Raw genomic sequence first — 17,969 nt, forward strand, 5'->3', positions numbered from 1 at the left:
TTTTCAGAGTTTTCTTGTGCTTTTGCGCATTGCTCAGAAATGTTTGTCCAGAGCCTGATATAAGGCTTTGAACCTGGTTAAACGCTTAGCCAGCCTGCTGTGTGCAGTTGGGTTGGGTTGATGCACGGTGACGACTGGCGGTGGTGGACAGAGGTCTGTGACAGCCTGCTCTGGATGCATGGCCAGTTGGGCCAGTCTGGCTGCGCCCAGTGCCGGTCCGACATCACCTCCTTGGCGAAAAGTCAGTGGCCGGTTTAAAGTGTCCGCCAGTAATTGCCGCCAATAGGGGCTGCGCGCACCACCGCCAATCAAACTGATCTCGTCCGGTAGCAAACCTGTGGCATGTAACACCTCTGCCCCTTCGGCCAGGGCAAAGGCCACACCTTCAAGCACGGCATAGGTCAGATCCACCCGTTCGGTTTGGTGGGTCAGACCGAAAAATACCCCCTGAGCCTGAGGTTGGTTGTGCGGAGTGCGCTCACCGCTGAGATAGGGTAAAAACAGCGGCGCCTTTTCATCGGCCTGATAATCATGCAGTTCGTCCAGCAGCGTTTGCACTGCAGTTTTGGCAATATTGTCGGCGTACCAGCTCAGGCAACTGGCCGCACTTAGAATCACCGACATCAGATGCCAGGTGCCGGGCAGGGCGTGGCAGAAGCTGTGTACAGCCGATTGCGGGTTTTGCAAGAAGCCATCGCTGACAGCAAAATATACGCCTGAGGTGCCCAGTGACAGCATGGCCTGACCGGGGCGTACCAGTCCGACCCCAATCGCACCTGCGGCATTGTCGCCGGCTCCGGCCACCACTGGCACGGCAGGCATATGCCAGCGTGTGGCCAGCGACTGATGCAGATAACCAGCAATCTGGTTACCTTCCAGCAACCTGGGCATTTGCGCTGGTTGCAAACCACAGGCAGCCAGCATTTTTTCACTCCAGCAGCGCTTGGCGACATCCAGCCACAGTGTGCCTGCCGCATCTGACATGTCTGACACAAACTGACCGGTCAGGCGGAATTGCAAATAGTCTTTAGGTAACAATACCTTGGCGATTCTACTGAATTGCTGTGGCTCATGCTGGTGCAGCCAGAGTAGCTTAGGTGCGGTAAATCCGGGCATGGCCAGGTTACCGGTGATCTGCCTTGAGTCGGGTACCTCGGCTTCAAGTTGTTGGCATTGGACATGGGCGCGGCCATCATTCCATAAAATAGCCGGGCGGATAACCTGATGGTCTGCGTCCAGCAGGGTGGCCCCGTGCATTTGCCCCGACAGGCCGATGGCCTTGACCCCGGATAAAGCCTGACGGGCTGCCAGTTGTGTCATGCAATGGTCCAGCGCCTGCCACCAGTGTTCGGGATCCTGTTCTGACCACAGTGCCCTGGGTCTTGTTACCGACAGGGGATGGCTCTCGCTGTCGGCGATATGGCCGTCTTCGGCCAGCACTATTACCTTGATACCCGAAGTGCCAAGGTCGATGCCTAGGTACATGTACACGTCCAATAACGATGAAAGTGCTTAGATCCTTGGTCAGTCAGGTCGCTACAGCAATTACGAAATTTCGTAAACGGATGGTTAATTATGCTTTGCGTCTTTGAAAAATCGCTCTAAAGTCTATGATTCTACAGGGTTGTTAATGTATGGTTAAAAAATAAAAAAGGTAATTGGGTGGAATATGTTCAAAGCCAGACACAGTATTACCCTGCTGTTTAATGCCAACAAAGTCTACGATCGTCAGGTGATCGAAGGCATTGGCCATTACCTGCAATCGTCCAAAGCCGACTGGGATGTCTACCTTGAAGAAGACTTTTTGTGTCGCCTGGAACATATTCATGAGTGGAGTGGCGATGGCATTATTGCCGACTTTGATGATATGAACATTCAGCTTGCCCTGAAAGGCAGCGACAAACCTGTGGTCGGCGTTGGCGGCTCTTACAGCAACCCCAACCACTATCCTGCGGTGCCTTATGTGGCGACCGACAACTATGCGTTGGTAAAACTGGCGTATGAACACCTGAAGCAAAAGGGCCTGGAGCGTTTCGCTTTTTACAGTGTGCCCATTGATGAGAATCACCGCTGGGCCAGAGAGCGGGAAGCGGCCATCAGTGAATTAACTGCCAAAGACGGCTACGAATGCCAGATCTATCAGGGCCATTGTACCCGCCCCGAAACCTGGCAATATGCCATGAACCGTTTGACCGACTGGATCCAGAGCCTGCCCAAACCCATAGGTATTCTGGCCGTCACCGACTCCAGGGCCAGGCACTTGTTGCAGGCCTGTGACCATATAGGTCTTATCGTACCGGATAATGTTGCCATAATTGGTATAGACGATGATGATATTGCCCGTTTTCTCAGTCGTATCAGCTTAAGCTCCGTGACCCAGGGCTGCTTTGAAATGGGCTATCAGGCGGCCAAGTTGCTGCATAAGCAGCTCAGCAATATTCAGGTTGGCCGTAAACAGATTCTGGTGCCTCCGGCCGGCGTTGCGTCCAGACAGTCAACCGACTTTAAAGCCCTGAAAGATCCCTATGTGATTCAGGCCATGCATTACATTCGTCAGCATGCTACCCGTGGCATCAAAGTTGAGCAGGTCACCGACTTTGTGGGTATTTCCCGTTCCAATCTGGAACAACGTTTTCGCAGCGAGCGGGGGCATTCTATTCATACCGAGTTACATAACCAGAAACTGGGGCGGGCATGCAAGATGTTGAGTGATACGCAGGTGAGCCCAACCGAAATCGCCAATATTTGTGGCTACCCTTCACTGCAATACATGTATGCGGTATTTAAACGCCACTTCGACCAGACTCCCACAGAATATCGCAGCAGCCATAGCGAAGGTATAAAACCCAGCGCACAGGTGGTGAACTTCTGAGGTGATGGCAAGCCGGAGCAGCGAAAAGTTTTCGATTATTTTGCTGCCTTAAGTTTTCGTTAAGCTTGACGGCATAACTTCCTATCAGAAGTCGGTGATAGGAGTTGTCCATGTACCAGCAAGTTTTACAATATTGTGGCGATATAGCACGTCATGCCAGTGTGAACCCCGGCCAGGGATTGAGCCTGAGTTGTGCCCGTCCATCCAGCCCATCCCGCGGTCAGCTGGAAGCTTTTATTCATCAGGGGTTTGCTAAAGCCTATGGTGCAGATATTCATCACTTTATGCCGATGTTGCTGGCGATTAAAGGGCAGCAATACCAGGCGGCGCTTGGTCTGAGAAGTGGCCGCAGCCCATTGTTTATTCAACAGTACTTATCTTCGGATTTGCTCGACTGCCTGGCCCAAAAAGGTATTTACACCCAACCAGAGCGGGTCGCTGAGGTGGGCAACCTGTATGGCCTGTCGCGTCGTTATACGCTGCCGCTATTTATGGCCATGGCGGTGGGGTTATATCTGAATCACTATACCCATTTGCTGTTTTGTGGCACTCATCACCTGATTGCTTTACTGGCCAAAGAAGGCGTTAAGCTCACTTATCTGACCGACGCCTATTCCGCCCGCCTGGCCCCGTCCAATGACGATTGGGGCAGCTACTATCAAACGCAGCCACAGGTCATGGCGCTGGATTTAAATGATGCCATGTTACCCATGCTGGAACGTGATCTGTTGCCGGGGTTGTTTGCCTCTTTTTGCGCGGACATTCAACTTCTGAGTAACGAGCTGAGGGCGCTGTGATGTGGTTTTTCACAGACAACACCAGACTTGAAGCTCAGGCATTGTGTGACGGCATCACCAGCCTGACCTATGGCCAGCTTGCCGAGCAGGTGGCTCTTCGCAGCGCCTGGCTAAAGGCGCAGGAAGCGCGTCATGTTGCGTTGGCGCTGGACAATGGCATTGAGTGGGTGCTAATGGACCTGGCTTGTCAGCAAGCCGGTATTTGCTGCGTACCGGTACCGGTGTTTTTCAGTCAATCGCAACTCTCGCATTTACTTAACAGTGCTGCCATTGATCTGCTTATCACGCCGGCCCAGCCACAAAGTGAGAATCTTCCCTTTGGTACTTTCTGTTGGCAGCGTCTGATGCCGGAGCTGGTGGCAAACATGCCAAAGGAGACCGGCAAGATTACTTTTACCTCTGGCTCAACCGGCACGCCTAAAGGCGTGTGTCTGAGCCATGCAGCATTGCAAAAGACAGCTCAATCGATAGTAGGCAGCCTGGCCATGCAGAATGTTGTGCACTTATGTTTACTGCCACTGGCGACCTTGCTGGAAAACATCGCCGGTGTTTATGCGCCGTTACTGGCAGGTGGCAAGGTGATTGTGCCAAACGATGCGCAAAGGGGGGGCTCTGGCAGTCAACTGCAGAACATTCAGACCATGCTGGCGCTAATCAGCCAGTGGCAACCGACCAGTGTCATTCTGGTCCCTGAATTACTGAATGTGTTGGTACAAGCCTGTGCTCAGGGCTGGCAGCCACCGTCGTCATTACAGTTTATTGCGGTCGGCGGCGCCAAAGTCGCCCCGGCGCTGCTGGCGCAGGCCAGTGCTTTAGGATTGCCGGTCTATCAGGGCTACGGGTTGAGTGAATGTGTGTCGGTGGTAGCGCTGAATACCCCTGACTGCCATCGCATAGACAGCGTTGGCAAGCCTTTAGCACATAATCGCCTGAGCATTGAGAATGACGAAATCGTGGTACGGGGTAACTTGTTTCTTGGCTATCTGAATGAACCAGACAGTTGGTACCCCACCCAGGTCCATACCGGCGACAAAGGCAAGATTGAAGATGGCTTTGTCTGTATTGACGGGCGCATGAAGAATCTGCTGATTAACTCTTTTGGTCGAAATATCTCGCCCGAATGGGTGGAAGCCGAATTGCTGGCCAGCGGTTTATTCCGACACGTGATGTTGTTTGGTGACAATCAACCCTTTTGTGCAGCGTTGCTGATCCCGGTTCGTCAGGATCTGCCTGACACCCTTGTCAGTAGCGCGATTGAACAAGTGAACGCACGTTTACCTGACTATGCCAAGGTACGTACCTGGCAACGACTTAACGCTTCAGATGTCGCTGGAAAGGGCGTCTTCACTGCCAACGGTAAGCTGAAGCGCAGTGCTATATGCACACATTTTCAGGCGCACATCGATGCCCTTTTTAAGATGGAAACCTCAACAGGAGCTTGCCATGAAGCTGTATGAAAGATTGCAAACTGAAACCCGGGCAGAACGTGAATATCTGCTTTCTGCTCCGATTATCCAACGCTGTTTCCGCGCTGAGTTTGACCTGAACGACTATGTGGCGTTCCTGCAACAGGCTTATCACCATGTAAAACACACCGTGCCGTTGCTGATGGCAGTGGGCAGCCGCTTGCCTGAAACGAAGGAGTGGCTGCGTGAGGCCATCGGCGAATATATCGAAGAGGAAATGGGCCATCAGGAATGGATCCTCAACGATATCGCTGCCTGTGGATTTGATAAGCAGCAGGCCAGACAGAGCAAGCCATCGGCTGCCACTGAGTTAATGGTGGCCTATGCCTATGATTCGGTGCAGCGGGTTAATCCTCTGGCATTCTTTGGCATGGTGTTTGTGCTGGAGGGGACCAGCATCGCGCTGGCAGATAATGCCGCCAGTCAGATTCAGGGCAAGTTGGACTTACCAGCAAAGGCTTTTAGCTATTTACGCTCCCATGGTGCATTGGACCAGGAACACATTGTGTTGTTTGAAAATCTGATGAACCAAATCGACGATGCAGCTGAGCAAGAGGTGATATTGCATGCGGCCCGTATGTTCTTCCGCCTGTACGGCAATATCTTCCATGAATTGGATGCTTGTCACGGTTTGGCGGCCGCGGCTTAGGAGGGGTTATGAACTGGTCTAATCAACTTTGTCTGCTCACGGGCGCCAGCGGCGGTATTGGGCAGGCTATTGCCAGGGTATTGGCGGAATCTGGGGTGCGAATGATCCTGCAAGGGCGTGACGAGCAGAGTTTACAGCGCCTGGCCGACAGCTTGCCCGGTATACATCATGTGCTGGTAGGCGATATCGGCAGATCGGCGGGGCGTGCAGCGCTAATTGGCGAACTGAAACGCTTTCCTGCCATCAGTATGCTGATCAACAACGCGGGTATCTCACCTTTTGGTGAGTTGCAACATGTTTCTGCGGAGGAACTGGAACAAACAATTCAAACCAACCTGCTGGCTCCCATGCTGCTAACCCGAGCATTACTGCCACAGCTGCAAAAGCGTAGCGAAGCTTATATTGTCAACGTCGGTTCGGCCTTTGGCAGTATTGGTTTTGCCTGTCAGAGTGCTTATTGTGCCAGCAAGTTTGGTCTGCGTGGCTTTAGTGAAGCACTGTATCGCGAACTGGCCGGCAGTGCCGTGAAGGTGTTTTATCTGGCGCCGCGGGCAACACAGACCGCTATCAACAGCGATGAGGTGGTGGCCATGAATCAGGCTCTTGGTAATCAGGTGGACAGCCCACAAAAGGTTGCCCAGGCGCTGAAGGCTCAGTTACTTGCCTCGCAACCCCGGGTCTTTATTGGTTTTCCGGAAAAGCTCTTTGTTCGTCTGAACGGCGCATTTCCCTCTTTGGTGGACAATGCCCTGATCAAGAAACTACCCATTATCAAAAAATTTGCTGCACAGCATGCTAAGGAGATCCTGGTATGAAAATGTTGAAAAGAACGGTTGCCATGTTTTTGGCTGGTGTCTCACTGTCGCTGAGCCTATATGCACAAGCAGACGAATGGCCGGAGTTGCTTGGTGTTCAGCAGCAATGGGCGGTGGTGAACTACAGTTTACAGGATGAAGAAAAGCTTAAAGGCTTCGACGCACTGATTGCCCAAGCGCAGGGTCTGACGCAAACCTGGCCAGACCGCGCTGAGGCCTGGATATGGTTGGGCATCAGTCAATCCAGTGCAGCAGGTGCGCAAGGTGGATTGGATGCCCTGGGGTTGGCTAAACAGGCCCGGGAGTCTTTTGAAAAAGCCATGAGTCTGGATGAAACGGCGTTAAGTGGCTCAGCAATGACCAGCCTCGGTGTGCTTTACCACAAATTACCTGGTTGGCCCATCAGTTTTGGCAGTGATAAAAAGGCGGAAAAGCTGCTGAAACAGGCCTTGACGCTTAATCCTGAAGGCATTGATCCAAACTATTTTTATGCAGAATTTTTATTTGATGATGGCAAATACGCCAAGGCCAGGGAATATCTGCTGCTGGCTAAACAAGCGCAGCCGCGCCCGAACCGCGAGTTTGCCGACAGCTCCAGGCAGAAGGAAATTGATCTGCTTCTGGCCAAGGTTGAAAAGAAACTGACCCGTTAAGGTTATCCTGGCAAATGGCTAACAAAGGCCGGTGTACAGACACCGGCTTTTTTCATTCTGTCAGACTCAGATGCTGTGCATGAAAACGCAGGTGGTCGTCAATCAGGCTGGCAATAAAGTAGTAGCTGTGATCATAGCCCTGATGGTAACGGAATTGCGCCTCGATTCCCTGTTGCTGACAAACCAGCTGTAAGGGGCGGCTGAGTTTTTGCGTATCGAGAAAGTTATCGGCCAGGCCCTGATCCACTAACATGGGTAATGAAAAGTGGCTTTGGCTGGCCAGCAAATGACAGGCATCGTATTGCTGCCATTGGTTGCGATCCTCTCCCAGATAGGCGCTCAGGGCTTTTTGCCCCCAGGGGCAATCCATCGGATTCACAATCGGGGCAAAGGCCGACACCGAGGTGTAGCGCTGTGGATGGCGTAGCGCCAGGATCAGCGCACCGTGCCCGCCCATGGAGTGCCCGGCAATAGCCGCCTTGCCCAGCTTAAAGTTGGCATTCAGCAATGCCGGCAGCTCAGTGCTGACATAGTCGTACATCTGGTAGTGGCGCTGCCAGGGCGCTTGGGTGGCATTCACATAAAAACCTGCACCCAGACCCAGATCATAAGCGCCGTCGGGCGCGTCCGCCACGCCTTCGCCGCGAGGACTGGTGTCTGGCATCACCAACATGATGCCAAGCTCGGCAGCCAGGCGCTGCGCACCGGCCTTAGTGGAAAAGTTTTCATCTGTGCAGGTCAGACCCGATAGCCAGTAAAGCACCGGCAGGGGATGTCCCTGCTCGGCTTGTGGCGGTACAAAGACCGAAAACTGCATATCACAATCAAGCACTGCAGATGGGTGGCTGAAACGCTTCTGCCAGCCGCCAAATGTCTTTACACTGCTTAATTCCTTTAAATTATCCATATATCACCCTCATTACTTTAACCACAGAGGCACAGAGCGCACAGAGTTGTTTAAGGGAATAACCTTTCTGCGAGTATCTCTTCGCGCAGTCTGCGTTCTAGCGAGATACATTCCATATCAGCCGAAGGCTTCAAACATAAAAATACATCTCACAGAGCTGCTGAGGTCGCTCAGAGCCCCCGAAACTCTGTGTAATCTCTGTGCTCTTCGTGCCTTTGTGGTGACATTAGTTCTGCTCAAAAGTATTAAAAAACGCAGAGTAAATTTAGTAGTGGATAACACTACGAATGGACTTACCCTCGTGCATTAATTCAAAGGCTTTATTAATGTCTTCCAGGCCCATGGTGTGAGTGATAAAGGTATCCAGCTCAAATTCGCCATTCATATAGCGCTGTACATACTCGGGCAACTGACTGCGGCCTTTGACGCCACCAAAGGCAGTGCCACGCCATACCCGGCCGGTAACCAGTTGGAAGGGACGGGTCGAGATTTCCTGGCCGGCCCCGGCCACACCGATAATCACCGACTCCCCCCAGCCTTTATGGCAGCATTCCAGGGCTGAACGCATTACATGGACATTGCCGATACATTCAAAGGAGTAATCCACGCCGCCGTCGGTCATTTCCACTATCACTTCCTGAATCGGCTTGTCATAGTGTTTTGGATTGACCGTGTCGGTAGCGCCAAGTTGTCTGGCAATGTCAAATTTGTCTTCGTTGATATCGATGGCAATGATACGCCCGGCTCCAGCCATGCGGGCACCAATCAGCACCGATAAGCCGATGCCACCCAGGCCAAATACCGCAACGGTATCGCCTTTTTGTACTTTAGCGGCATTGGTTACCGCACCCATACCGGTTGTCACGCCGCAGCCCAGCAGGCAGACTTTTTCCAGCGGTGCATCTTTGGGGATTTTGGCCAGGGCGATTTCCGGTACCACGGTATGCTCGGCAAAGGTTGAGGTGCCCATATAATGGTAGATAGGCTGGCCATTCTTACTGAATCTGGTGGTTCCATCGGGCATCAGCCCTTTACCCTGAGTAGCGCGGATGGCCTGACAGAGGTTGGTTTTACCTGACTTGCAGAATTTACACTCGCCACATTCCGGGGTGTATAAGGGAATAACGTGGTCACCTACCGCCAGCGTGGTGACACCTTCGCCCACGGCTTCCACAATACCGGCTCCTTCATGACCCAAAATAGCCGGGAAAATACCTTCAGGATCTTCACCTGACAGGGTAAAGGCATCGGTGTGGCAAACACCAGTGGCCACTACACGTACCAGTACTTCGCCTTTTTGTGGCGGCATTAAATCCACTTCTTCAATGGATAAGGGCTTGCCTGCTTCCCAGGCGACAGCGGCTCGGGTTTTGATAGTTTGCATAACTGGGTTCCCTATAGGTTGTTGGCCAGATTCAAAAGCTTAAGTCTAACAAGCATTTGCCAGGATATAACCTCAGTTGTCGCAGTTTTTACGCTGTTCAATGACATTCGGCGGGCAGTTGCGGTAAAAGCGGTCAATCCGTATGATCGCGCCCTTCGACCGACGCCGCTTTAACCTGACAAGGTGAATTGGCTGACAAGTTGTACCTTTGGCCTATGCTTGGGGACAGACCCTTAGGCCGACATTAAACTCCGCAGGAATATTATGCTTTTACACTCAACCCGACAGGATTGGCTTGGTAATGTGCGCGCCGATCTGCTTGCAGGTCTGGTGGTGGCGCTGGCCTTAATCCCTGAAGCCATTGCTTTTTCCATTATTGCAGGTGTTGACCCCAAAGTGGGGTTGTACGCATCTTTTTGTATCGCCACCATTATTGCTTTTATTGGCGGCCGACCTGGCATGATTTCCGCTGCAACCGGGGCGATGGCATTGGTCATGGTGACACTGGTAAAAGAGCATGGTTTGCAGTATTTGCTGGCCGCGACGTTGCTGACCGGGGTATTGCAGATTCTGGCCGGCTATCTGAAGCTGGGCAGCCTGATGTCTTTTGTGTCCCGCTCTGTGGTCACTGGCTTTGTCAATGCACTGGCTATCCTGATTTTCATGGCGCAGCTACCCGAACTGACCAATGTCACTTGGCATGTGTACGCCATGACGGCGGCCGGGCTGGGGATTATCTACCTGTTTCCCCATGTGCCGAGAATTGGCAAAGTTATCCCGTCACCCTTAGTGTGTATTTTGTCCATGACGGCGGTATATCTGCTGCTGGGGCTGGATATTCGCACCGTCGGGGATATGGGCGAGCTGCCGGATACCCTGCCGGTTTTTCTGTGGCCAGAGGTGCCGCTGAATTTTGATACCCTGGCAATTATCTTTCCTTATTCTGCCGCACTGGCCGTGGTGGGACTGCTGGAATCCCTGATGACGGCAACCATAGTGGATGACTTGACCGATACGCAGAGCGACAAAAATCGTGAATGTAAAGGCCAGGGCTTTGCCAATATTGGTGCCGGCTTGCTGGGCGGAATGGCCGGTTGCGCGATGATTGGTCAGTCGGTTATCAATGTCAAATCCGGTGGACGTGGACGTCTGTCTACACTGGTGGCCGGGGTGTTTCTGCTGATTATGGTGGTGTTCCTGAGTGACTGGATCCGACAGATCCCAATGGCGGCATTGGTCGCGGTGATGATTATGGTGTCTATTGGTACTTTTAGCTGGGACTCTGTGGTTAAACTGAAAACCTATCCTCTGTCGTACAACATTGTGATGCTGGCTACCGTATTGGTTACGGTGTTCACCCATAACCTGGCCTATGGTGTGTTTGTTGGGGTGTTGCTGGCGTCCTTGTTTTTTGCCAACAAGGTCAGTCACATTCTGTATCTGGATGCCAGTCTGGACAGCAATAACAGCACTCGCACCTATAAAGTGGTGGGGCAGGTATTTTTTAACTCCGCAGACAAATTCGCTGCCGGTTTTGACTTCAAGGAAGTCATTGATAAAGTAGTGATAGACTTAAGCCGTGCCCATTTCTGGGACATTTCTGCGGTGGACGCCCTAGATAAAGTCGTGCTCAAGTTTCGCCGTGAAGGGGCCGAAGTGGAGCTGATTGGTCTGAATAAGGCCAGTGAAACTATCGTGGATCGTTTTGGTAAGCATGATAAGCCAGAAGATATTGAAAAGGTTTTACATTAATGGCAAATGACAACAGGAAAGTGCTGGCGGGGATTGACGGCTCTGCTATCAGCGCCGCGGTGACCGATTATGCGGCCTGGATGGCTGGGCGGGTAGGCGCACCGCTAAAGTTGCTGCACAATCTGGAGCACCGTGAGCCGGTCATGGTGTCGGATTTATCCGGCAATATCGGGCTGGGCAGTCGTGAGCACTTGTTGGTGGAATTGTCAGAAATGGAAGCCAAGCGCAGTAAGATTTTGCTCGAACAGGGTAAACTGCTGTTGGACAATGCCAGGAGCAGGGCCCAATCCATGGGGATCGAAGAGCCGCTTTTGTGCCAGCGCCATGGCAGCCTGACCGAGACCCTGGTCGAGCTGGAAGATGAGATCCGCGTATTGGCGCTGGGCATTCGTGGCGAGGATCATGCCAATCAGCCCGGACGCTTAGGCAATCAACTGGAAACGGTATTGCGCTCACTGCATCGCCCTATTCTGGTGGTAAACCGCGATTTTGAGCAGCCACAACGTATTATGCTCGCTTATGACGGCAGCAAAGCGGCCTGCCGCGCATTGGAGCTATTAACCAGCAGTCCTTTGTTTAAGGGCATGACTTGCCATCTGGTGTATGTGGGGGATGACGCGGATAAAAGCAAAGAGATACTTCAGCGCGGGGCGCAAAGTCTGGAAGTATCAGAATTGCAGGTTATCCAGGCTAATCTGCATGGTATTCCTGACCAGGAACTGCTGGCCTACCAGCAGCAACACGGCATTCAGCTGCAGGTGATGGGGTCGTTTGGGCATAGCCGTTTACGGGAAATGTTACTGGGCAGCTTTACCCTGAAAATGCTGGGGCAAGCCAGGGTCCCACTGTTACTGTTAAGATAATTTCCAAAAATATCAGCGGTTTGTCATTTAGATGTCACGCCGCTGTCATCTTGCCGTTATAGTCTTATGCGCTTTTAATCCTGCACTGGCCCGTTGCATAAACGAGGCTGTGCAGCATGGACAAGTAGCAGAGACATCAATGTCGCAAAAGCCCCTAACTTCCCCCGATTTTCAATCTATCCTTGCCGTACGTTTGTCACGCCGAAGCACCCTTAAAGGCTTAGGCTTGAGTGGCGCGGCTGCCGTGCTGTCAGGTTGTGCAGGCACTATGGCGGCAAGTGGCAGAGGCCAAGGCATGAGTGCCAGCAGCACACTAACGTTTAAAGAGCTGCCCCATGCCCTGGATGCCCACTTTACCGTCGCACAAGGTTACAATGCCCAGGTGCTGGTGAGTTGGGGTGACCCGCTTTTTGCTGATGCGCCGCGTTTTGATCCGGCCAATCAGACTGAACAGCATCAGCTCAGGCAATTTGGCTACAACAACGATTTTATCGGCTTTGTCCCTTTGCCCATGGGGTCAGACAGCTCTGAACATGGGCTGCTGGTGGTGAATCACGAATACTGCCGCTCGGGCATGATGTTCCCTGGTTCACCAGATGAGTTGCAGCTCAGCGAAGAGCAAATTAAGGTGAATATTGCCGCCCATGGTCTGAGCGTGGTGGAGATTAAAAAGCACAGCAGCGGCCAATGGCAGTTGGTACTGGATTCTGCCTATAACCGGCGTATTACCCCCAATACACCGATGCAAATGACCGGCCCAGCGGCAGGCAGTCAGCGACTTCACAGTCAATATAGTACCGATGGCGTTAAAACCCGCGGCACCTATGGCAATTGCGCTGGCGGCGTCACCCCCTGGGGCACCATACTCACCGGTGAAGAGAATGTGGACAACTTCTTTGGCGGTGACTTCAGCCAAAGCGGCGAAGTGGAAAACTACCAGCGCTTTGGTATGCAGGAAGTGTTTCACACTAGCTGGGGGTTACTGGACAAACGCTGGGATATGCGTGAAAACCCCAGCGAACCTCTACATGTAGGCTGGGTGGTGGAGATTGACCCTTATGATCCCCATTCTGTGCCGAAAAAGCGCACCACCCTGGGCCGATATAAGCACGAAGGCGCAAATGTATTTATTAATCGCGACGGCCGGGTGGTGGCTTACAGCGGCGATGATCAGCAATTTGAATATCTGTACCGTTTTATTAGTAAAGAGCGTTACCAGCCTGATAACCGCAAAGCCAATCTAAGCCTGCTGGATGAAGGTACGCTTTATTGTGCCCGCTTTGCAGACAATGGCAGCATGCAGTGGTTGCCACTGGTATTTGGTCAGGGACCGTTGACTACAGAAAACGGTTTCCAAAGCCAGGCCGATGTCCTGCTGGATTGCCGCAAGGCCGCCGACCTGCTGGGTGCGACGCCAATGGACAGGCCCGAGGACGTGGAAGTGAATCCGGTGACCGGTCAGGTGTATGTGATGCTGACCAACAATAGCAGACGTACCGAAGCGCAAACCGATGGGCCCAATCCCAGAGCCAAAAATCTGGCCGGGCAGGTGCTGGAACTGACTCCGCCACAGGGCGATCACAGTGCCGATAGTTTTAGTTGGGATCTGCTTCTGGTTGCGGGTCGCAAGGGTGACGCCGGGACTCATTACCATGCCAATATCAGTGATAATGGGTGGCTGGCCTGCCCGGATAACTGTGCCTTTGATAACCTGGGTAATTTATGGATTGCCACCGACGGTGCGGAAGCTTTTGGGGTGGCTGATGGCGTTTGGGCAACCGAAGTCACGGGTGAAAACCGCGCCCTGACCAAACGCTTTTTACGTACGCCAATGGGGGCAGAATTGTGCGGTCCGTTTTTTACCCCGGATGCGCAGAATTTTTTCTGTTCGGTACAGCACCCGGGCGACGGCAGCAGCTATGATAATCCCAAAACCCGTTGGCCGGATTTCAGGGACGATATGCCACCACGACCTTCTGTGATGGTGATTACCAAACAAGGTGGTGGACGAATCGGCAGTTGAGGGCTGACATCGCCGACGATTGCTCCCTGCCACATCAGAATACGACCACCATGGACGGCGGAAGTGCAGAAAACGCAGGAGCGGTTATTCTGCCCGTCCATCCCTGGACATCGCCGCTCTTTGACATCCATGTCACCGCGGCATACCGTCCATCCCTGGACATCGCCGATGAGTGTTCCCTGCAACATCGTCATACCGTCCATCCCTGGACATCGCCGATGAGTGTTCCCTGCAACATCGTCATACCGTCCATCCCTGGACATCGCCGCTCTTTGACATCCATGTCACCGCGGCATACCGTCCATCCTTGGACATAAAAAAGCGGAGCTGTTGCTCCGCTTGTTAACCCTCAGACTACTGACTTATCAGAACTGACCGATCAGGCTGATGCTGTAAAAATCTGCATCATGGTCTTTAGTGATATCGGTGTTTTTGTATTCTGCAGATACTGCCCAATTGTTGGTGAAGTAATGCTTGGCATTGATACCCCAGACATTATTGTCATTCAGGTCATCATAGCTCAGGCCTACAGATGTCATCGTAGTGAAGTAGTAATCACCACTGATACCCCAGTCAGTATCTTCATCGTTGTCTGTTACTGACAGTTCGGCTGCAATAAAGCGGTCCTGGCCCAGCCCAGCGAAGTATTTGGTCGAAGCTTCCCAAACATCGAATTCATCATCGGTGCTCACGCTAAAACCAACATAGTCAACACCACCCAGTTGATGGGTGTACTGTGCGCCAAATGTGGCATAACCGCCGTGCTCCTGGTCAGTGTAGTCGGCTTTAATCAGGAAATTGGGGTTGATCAGGTAACCCAACGTCACAGTGGAGCTGTCATAATCTTCACTGCCTACTTCGGAACGAGTGTACTCGGCACCAATCAGGAAATTATTGTAAAACAGTTCGCCGCCTACATTCAGCGCGTTTACATCGCCTTCGGCGTCAAGGTAAGCACCATAAACGTTGCTTTTATCGTTGATGTAGGACAGTTCAGCCAATGGGCCCAATACCGCACGCTTATCGAAGTAGTAAGTGGCGCCGATACCCAGGATATCGTTATCCAGCTTACCCACTTCGGTACGGTTATAGTTCAGTTCGCTGAACAGTTGATATTCTTGTGCCGTTACTGTGGAAGAAGCAAGTAGAAGAGAAGTAAGCACTACATTAATTTTTTTCATGATGTTCCTTAGTCATTTTTTATTGCAAACAAGTTTGCGGGGCGCATCCTACCCAGCCATGTTTGAGATTTAAAGTAATAAATGGCGTGACCTGAGGGGGAATTGTATCAACTGATTTCTTTTTCATCTTGACTGTAATAATTTTGTCATATTTGTATATTGCTTGTGTTTTTTCATTACTTTTTCTTAATTCAATCTGGGCCCTGAATACCTTTGATGGGGTCCGCCACTACGCCTGCTGTTTATATGATTGATGAAATCCGGGATTCGATTGGAGAACTATCAGACTGTGGCATACACTGAACTAGTCCCAAGTGCTAAAGGACTGATCTCGGACAAAAAATCATTTGCCGGGAGGACATAAGCTAAGGATGTAGTTTGCCCCTGTGACAAGAGAACACATCATGCTCAATCAACTTTCGGTTAAAGTGCGGTTAGTCATACTGGTCGCACTGCCGCTGTTTTTCTTCGCCTTATCCGCCGTTAATTCCTTACAGGATCTCAGGCAGCTGAATCATCAAATTGACAGTTTGTACAATGACAGAGTAGTGCCACTGCAACAGATTAAAGTGGTGTCAGACAATTATGCGGTAGAGATCGTTGATATCCTGCACAAATACCGGGCAGGGGTGATTAGTCAGGATGAATTGCGCCGGCGTTTGCAGGCGGCACAAGATCTGGCGGATAAAGAGTGGCAGGCATACAAATCCACTCAGCTGACGCAGCGCGAAGCTGATCTTGTGCGTCAGGTTGAAGCCAGTTTAACCGGTGTGTTGAGCAAGATTGGCGATTACAGGCGTATGCTGGAGCAAGGCGCCCTGGCCGGTGTGGAGCCTAATCAGTTTGTCAGGGAACTGTATCAGGCTTTCGACCCGCTAAGTGCTGGTTATGCAGAGCTTATTCAGTTGCAATTGGATGAAGCCAATGCGTTTCGTCAACAGGTTGCCCGCGACTATGAAAGCACTGTCACCATGTTTATCATCAAAATTGCGGTGCTTTTCATCCTGATGCTGGTTGTGGCCTGGGTCATTTACCGTTCTGTTAATAACCCGCTTGTTGGTTTGAAAAACACCATTACTGATATTGCCCAGTCAGCTAACCTGTCCCTGCGGGCTAAGGTGATAGGTAAAGATGAAATTGCCCAAACAGCCGAAGGCTTTAACCAAATGTTGGAGCGTCTGCATAGCTTAGTAAAAGAAGTAATTCAGGCTTCCAGCACCTTAGCAGCATCCGCTGAAGAAATGCATGCCATCAGTACCCAGGTGGCCAGTACTGCCACCGAGCAGGAGCATCAAAGTACCCAGATTGCCACGGCTGTGACAGAAATGACCGCGGCGATCCAGGAAGTGGCGCAAAATGCCCTGCTGACATCACAAAAAGCCAATGACGCCGATGAACAGGCGCAGCTCGGGCAGGGCAAAGTACAGCAGAATATCCAGTCGATTAATCAACTGTCTGCGGTGGTGAACCGCAGTACCGAAGTGATTCAGCAGTTGCATAGTCAGGCCAATGACATCAATCAGGTCGTGCAATTGATTCAGAATGTGGCTGAACAGACTAATTTGTTGGCGTTAAATGCCGCCATTGAAGCGGCTAGAGCCGGGGATTCCGGGCGAGGATTTGCCGTCGTGGCCGACGAAGTTCGGCAGTTGGCGCATAATACCCAAAAGGCCACCGAGTCCATCAGTGAAATGATTGGCAAACTGCAGGTGGCAGCCGGGGAGGCCGTAGACAGTATGAGCCAGGCTCAGCAAATGGCATCAGACAGTGTCAGCCATGCAGAAGAGTCCTCACTGGTGTTAAAAGAAATTATTACTTCGCTAACCACTATTGCGGATATGAATATACAAGTCTCCACCGCCACGGAAGAGCAAACTACCGTGGCGAATGAAATTAGTGCCAATGTCAATGAATTCAGCTCCAGTATTGCCTTGGTCACCGATAGCTCCAACCAGAATGCCCAGGCCAGTGACGATCTGTCTCGGCTGGCCGTGACGTTGCAGGGCCAGGTATCTGTGTTTCGAATATAGTTGCGGGCGGCATTGACCGCCCTCAACCTTCCAGAACGCCACAATGACAGGCCTGAATGCCTTGTGTTTCGGATAGATGACAGGCTATCTTTTTGATTTAAAAGGTAAAAATAAAATCCTGGTAATTGATGTTGTAATCAGGCGACAGATATCATCGGTCTGGTAGTAGATGGAATGCCTATCCGCATGATTTTTAAAGAAAAATAAAAGTTGGCATCGAAGTTGTAATGTCCTTTGCAAGCGGTAACAAAACAAACCGTTATCGTGAACCAGGCAATATTGCCTGCCCGGCTGACCCTCAACCAATCTGCTGGCCGGGACTACAAAGTCAAAGGAGAAAGTTATGAAAAAGTTCGCATTTATTTTGTTCTTCCTGCCTGCCATGGGCGCATTTGCCACTAGCGACCTTTTTGCTGCCCTGGACAAGGACGGTAACGGTGCAATTAGTAAGGCAGAGGCAGCGGCTGAAAGTCGTCTGGCTGCAGCATTTGACGAGTACGACACAGACGGTGACGGCCAGATCTCACGCGCTGAGTTTGACAAATATCAAAGCAACTAAGTTGTACCCTTCCCAACC

At 51.7% G+C, this 17,969-nt stretch carries 15 protein-coding genes; 11 read left to right on the forward strand and 4 right to left on the reverse strand.

Annotation, left to right across the window (positions count from 1 at the left end; genetic code table 11):
- Positions 1 to 33: 33 nt before the first annotated feature.
- The gene (xylB, locus tag ABD028_RS18280; protein WP_343846861.1) at positions 34 to 1,485 is read right to left on the reverse strand and encodes a xylulokinase; all 1,452 of its coding nucleotides are present in this window, start codon (positions 1,483 to 1,485) and stop codon (positions 34 to 36) included.
- A gap of 184 nt (positions 1,486 to 1,669) precedes the next feature.
- Here xylB and ABD028_RS18285 point away from each other — a divergent pair, with 184 nt between their 5' ends.
- The 6 genes from ABD028_RS18285 to ABD028_RS18310 all read left to right on the forward strand — a co-directional run bounded on the left by ABD028_RS18285 (position 1,670) and on the right by ABD028_RS18310 (position 7,252).
- Positions 1,670 to 2,872, forward strand: a complete 1,203-nt coding sequence (locus ABD028_RS18285; protein WP_102797768.1) for a XylR family transcriptional regulator — start codon at positions 1,670 to 1,672, stop codon at positions 2,870 to 2,872.
- Positions 2,873 to 2,982: 110 nt separating this feature from the next.
- Entirely contained in the window at positions 2,983 to 3,669 is a 687-nt protein-coding gene (locus tag ABD028_RS18290; RefSeq protein ID WP_343846864.1) for a thermostable hemolysin, read from the forward strand.
- Positions 3,669 to 5,126 carry an AMP-binding protein gene (locus ABD028_RS18295; protein ID WP_343846865.1) on the forward strand — a complete coding sequence of 486 codons (1,458 nt, stop codon included), beginning with the start codon at positions 3,669 to 3,671 and terminating at the stop codon, positions 5,124 to 5,126. The genes ABD028_RS18290 and ABD028_RS18295 overlap by 1 nt, the downstream gene beginning before the upstream one ends.
- Positions 5,113 to 5,784, forward strand: a complete 672-nt coding sequence (locus ABD028_RS18300; RefSeq protein ID WP_343846867.1) for an iron-containing redox enzyme family protein — start codon at positions 5,113 to 5,115, stop codon at positions 5,782 to 5,784. The genes ABD028_RS18295 and ABD028_RS18300 overlap by 14 nt, the downstream gene beginning before the upstream one ends.
- A gap of 8 nt (positions 5,785 to 5,792) precedes the next feature.
- Complete coding sequence (locus tag ABD028_RS18305; protein ID WP_343846869.1) at positions 5,793 to 6,599, forward strand: SDR family oxidoreductase; 807 nt, start codon at positions 5,793 to 5,795, stop codon at positions 6,597 to 6,599.
- Positions 6,596 to 7,252: a tetratricopeptide repeat protein gene (locus tag ABD028_RS18310; protein WP_343846871.1), complete on the forward strand. Its 657-nt coding sequence runs from the start codon at positions 6,596 to 6,598 to the stop codon at positions 7,250 to 7,252. The genes ABD028_RS18305 and ABD028_RS18310 overlap by 4 nt, the downstream gene beginning before the upstream one ends.
- A 52-nt stretch (positions 7,253 to 7,304) precedes the next feature.
- On the opposite strand, the gene fghA is transcribed toward ABD028_RS18310, so the two are convergent.
- Together fghA and ABD028_RS18320 are read right to left on the reverse strand one after the other, a co-directional pair.
- Positions 7,305 to 8,159 (reverse strand): S-formylglutathione hydrolase, encoded by an 855-nt coding sequence (gene fghA / locus ABD028_RS18315; RefSeq protein ID WP_343846873.1) that lies wholly within the window; start codon positions 8,157 to 8,159, stop codon positions 7,305 to 7,307.
- Between the two features lie 265 nt (positions 8,160 to 8,424).
- A complete protein-coding gene (locus ABD028_RS18320; RefSeq protein ID WP_343846875.1) occupies positions 8,425 to 9,543 on the reverse strand; it encodes an S-(hydroxymethyl)glutathione dehydrogenase/class III alcohol dehydrogenase in 1,119 nt (372 codons plus the stop codon).
- 264 nt (positions 9,544 to 9,807) lie between these two features.
- Between ABD028_RS18320 and ABD028_RS18325 the strand changes: the two genes are divergently transcribed.
- From ABD028_RS18325 to ABD028_RS18335, 3 genes are all read left to right on the forward strand, one after another.
- A complete protein-coding gene (locus ABD028_RS18325) occupies positions 9,808 to 11,295 on the forward strand; it encodes a SulP family inorganic anion transporter (RefSeq protein ID WP_343846877.1) in 1,488 nt (495 codons plus the stop codon).
- Positions 11,295 to 12,158: a universal stress protein gene (locus ABD028_RS18330; RefSeq protein WP_343846879.1), complete on the forward strand. Its 864-nt coding sequence runs from the start codon at positions 11,295 to 11,297 to the stop codon at positions 12,156 to 12,158. Before ABD028_RS18325 ends, ABD028_RS18330 begins: the two co-directional genes overlap by 1 nt.
- 139 nt (positions 12,159 to 12,297) lie before the next feature.
- Positions 12,298 to 14,181 (forward strand): PhoX family protein, encoded by a 1,884-nt coding sequence (locus ABD028_RS18335; RefSeq protein WP_343846881.1) that lies wholly within the window; start codon positions 12,298 to 12,300, stop codon positions 14,179 to 14,181.
- Between the two features lie 365 nt (positions 14,182 to 14,546).
- Here ABD028_RS18335 and ABD028_RS18340 read toward each other — a convergent pair whose 3' ends face one another.
- Positions 14,547 to 15,362: a putative porin gene (locus tag ABD028_RS18340; RefSeq protein WP_343846883.1), complete on the reverse strand. Its 816-nt coding sequence runs from the start codon at positions 15,360 to 15,362 to the stop codon at positions 14,547 to 14,549.
- A gap of 404 nt (positions 15,363 to 15,766) precedes the next feature.
- On the opposite strand from ABD028_RS18340, the gene ABD028_RS18345 reads away from it, so the two are divergent.
- Both ABD028_RS18345 and ABD028_RS18350 read left to right on the forward strand, forming a co-directional pair.
- Positions 15,767 to 17,392 (forward strand): methyl-accepting chemotaxis protein, encoded by a 1,626-nt coding sequence (locus ABD028_RS18345; protein ID WP_343846884.1) that lies wholly within the window; start codon positions 15,767 to 15,769, stop codon positions 17,390 to 17,392.
- Between the two features lie 343 nt (positions 17,393 to 17,735).
- On the forward strand, positions 17,736 to 17,951 hold the full coding sequence (locus tag ABD028_RS18350) for an EF-hand domain-containing protein (RefSeq protein ID WP_343846886.1): 216 nt from the start codon (positions 17,736 to 17,738) through the stop codon (positions 17,949 to 17,951).
- Positions 17,952 to 17,969: the final 18 nt, after the last annotated feature.

The organism is Bowmanella denitrificans (genome assembly GCF_039522935.1).
GTDB lineage: Bacteria > Pseudomonadota > Gammaproteobacteria > Enterobacterales > Alteromonadaceae > Bowmanella > Bowmanella denitrificans.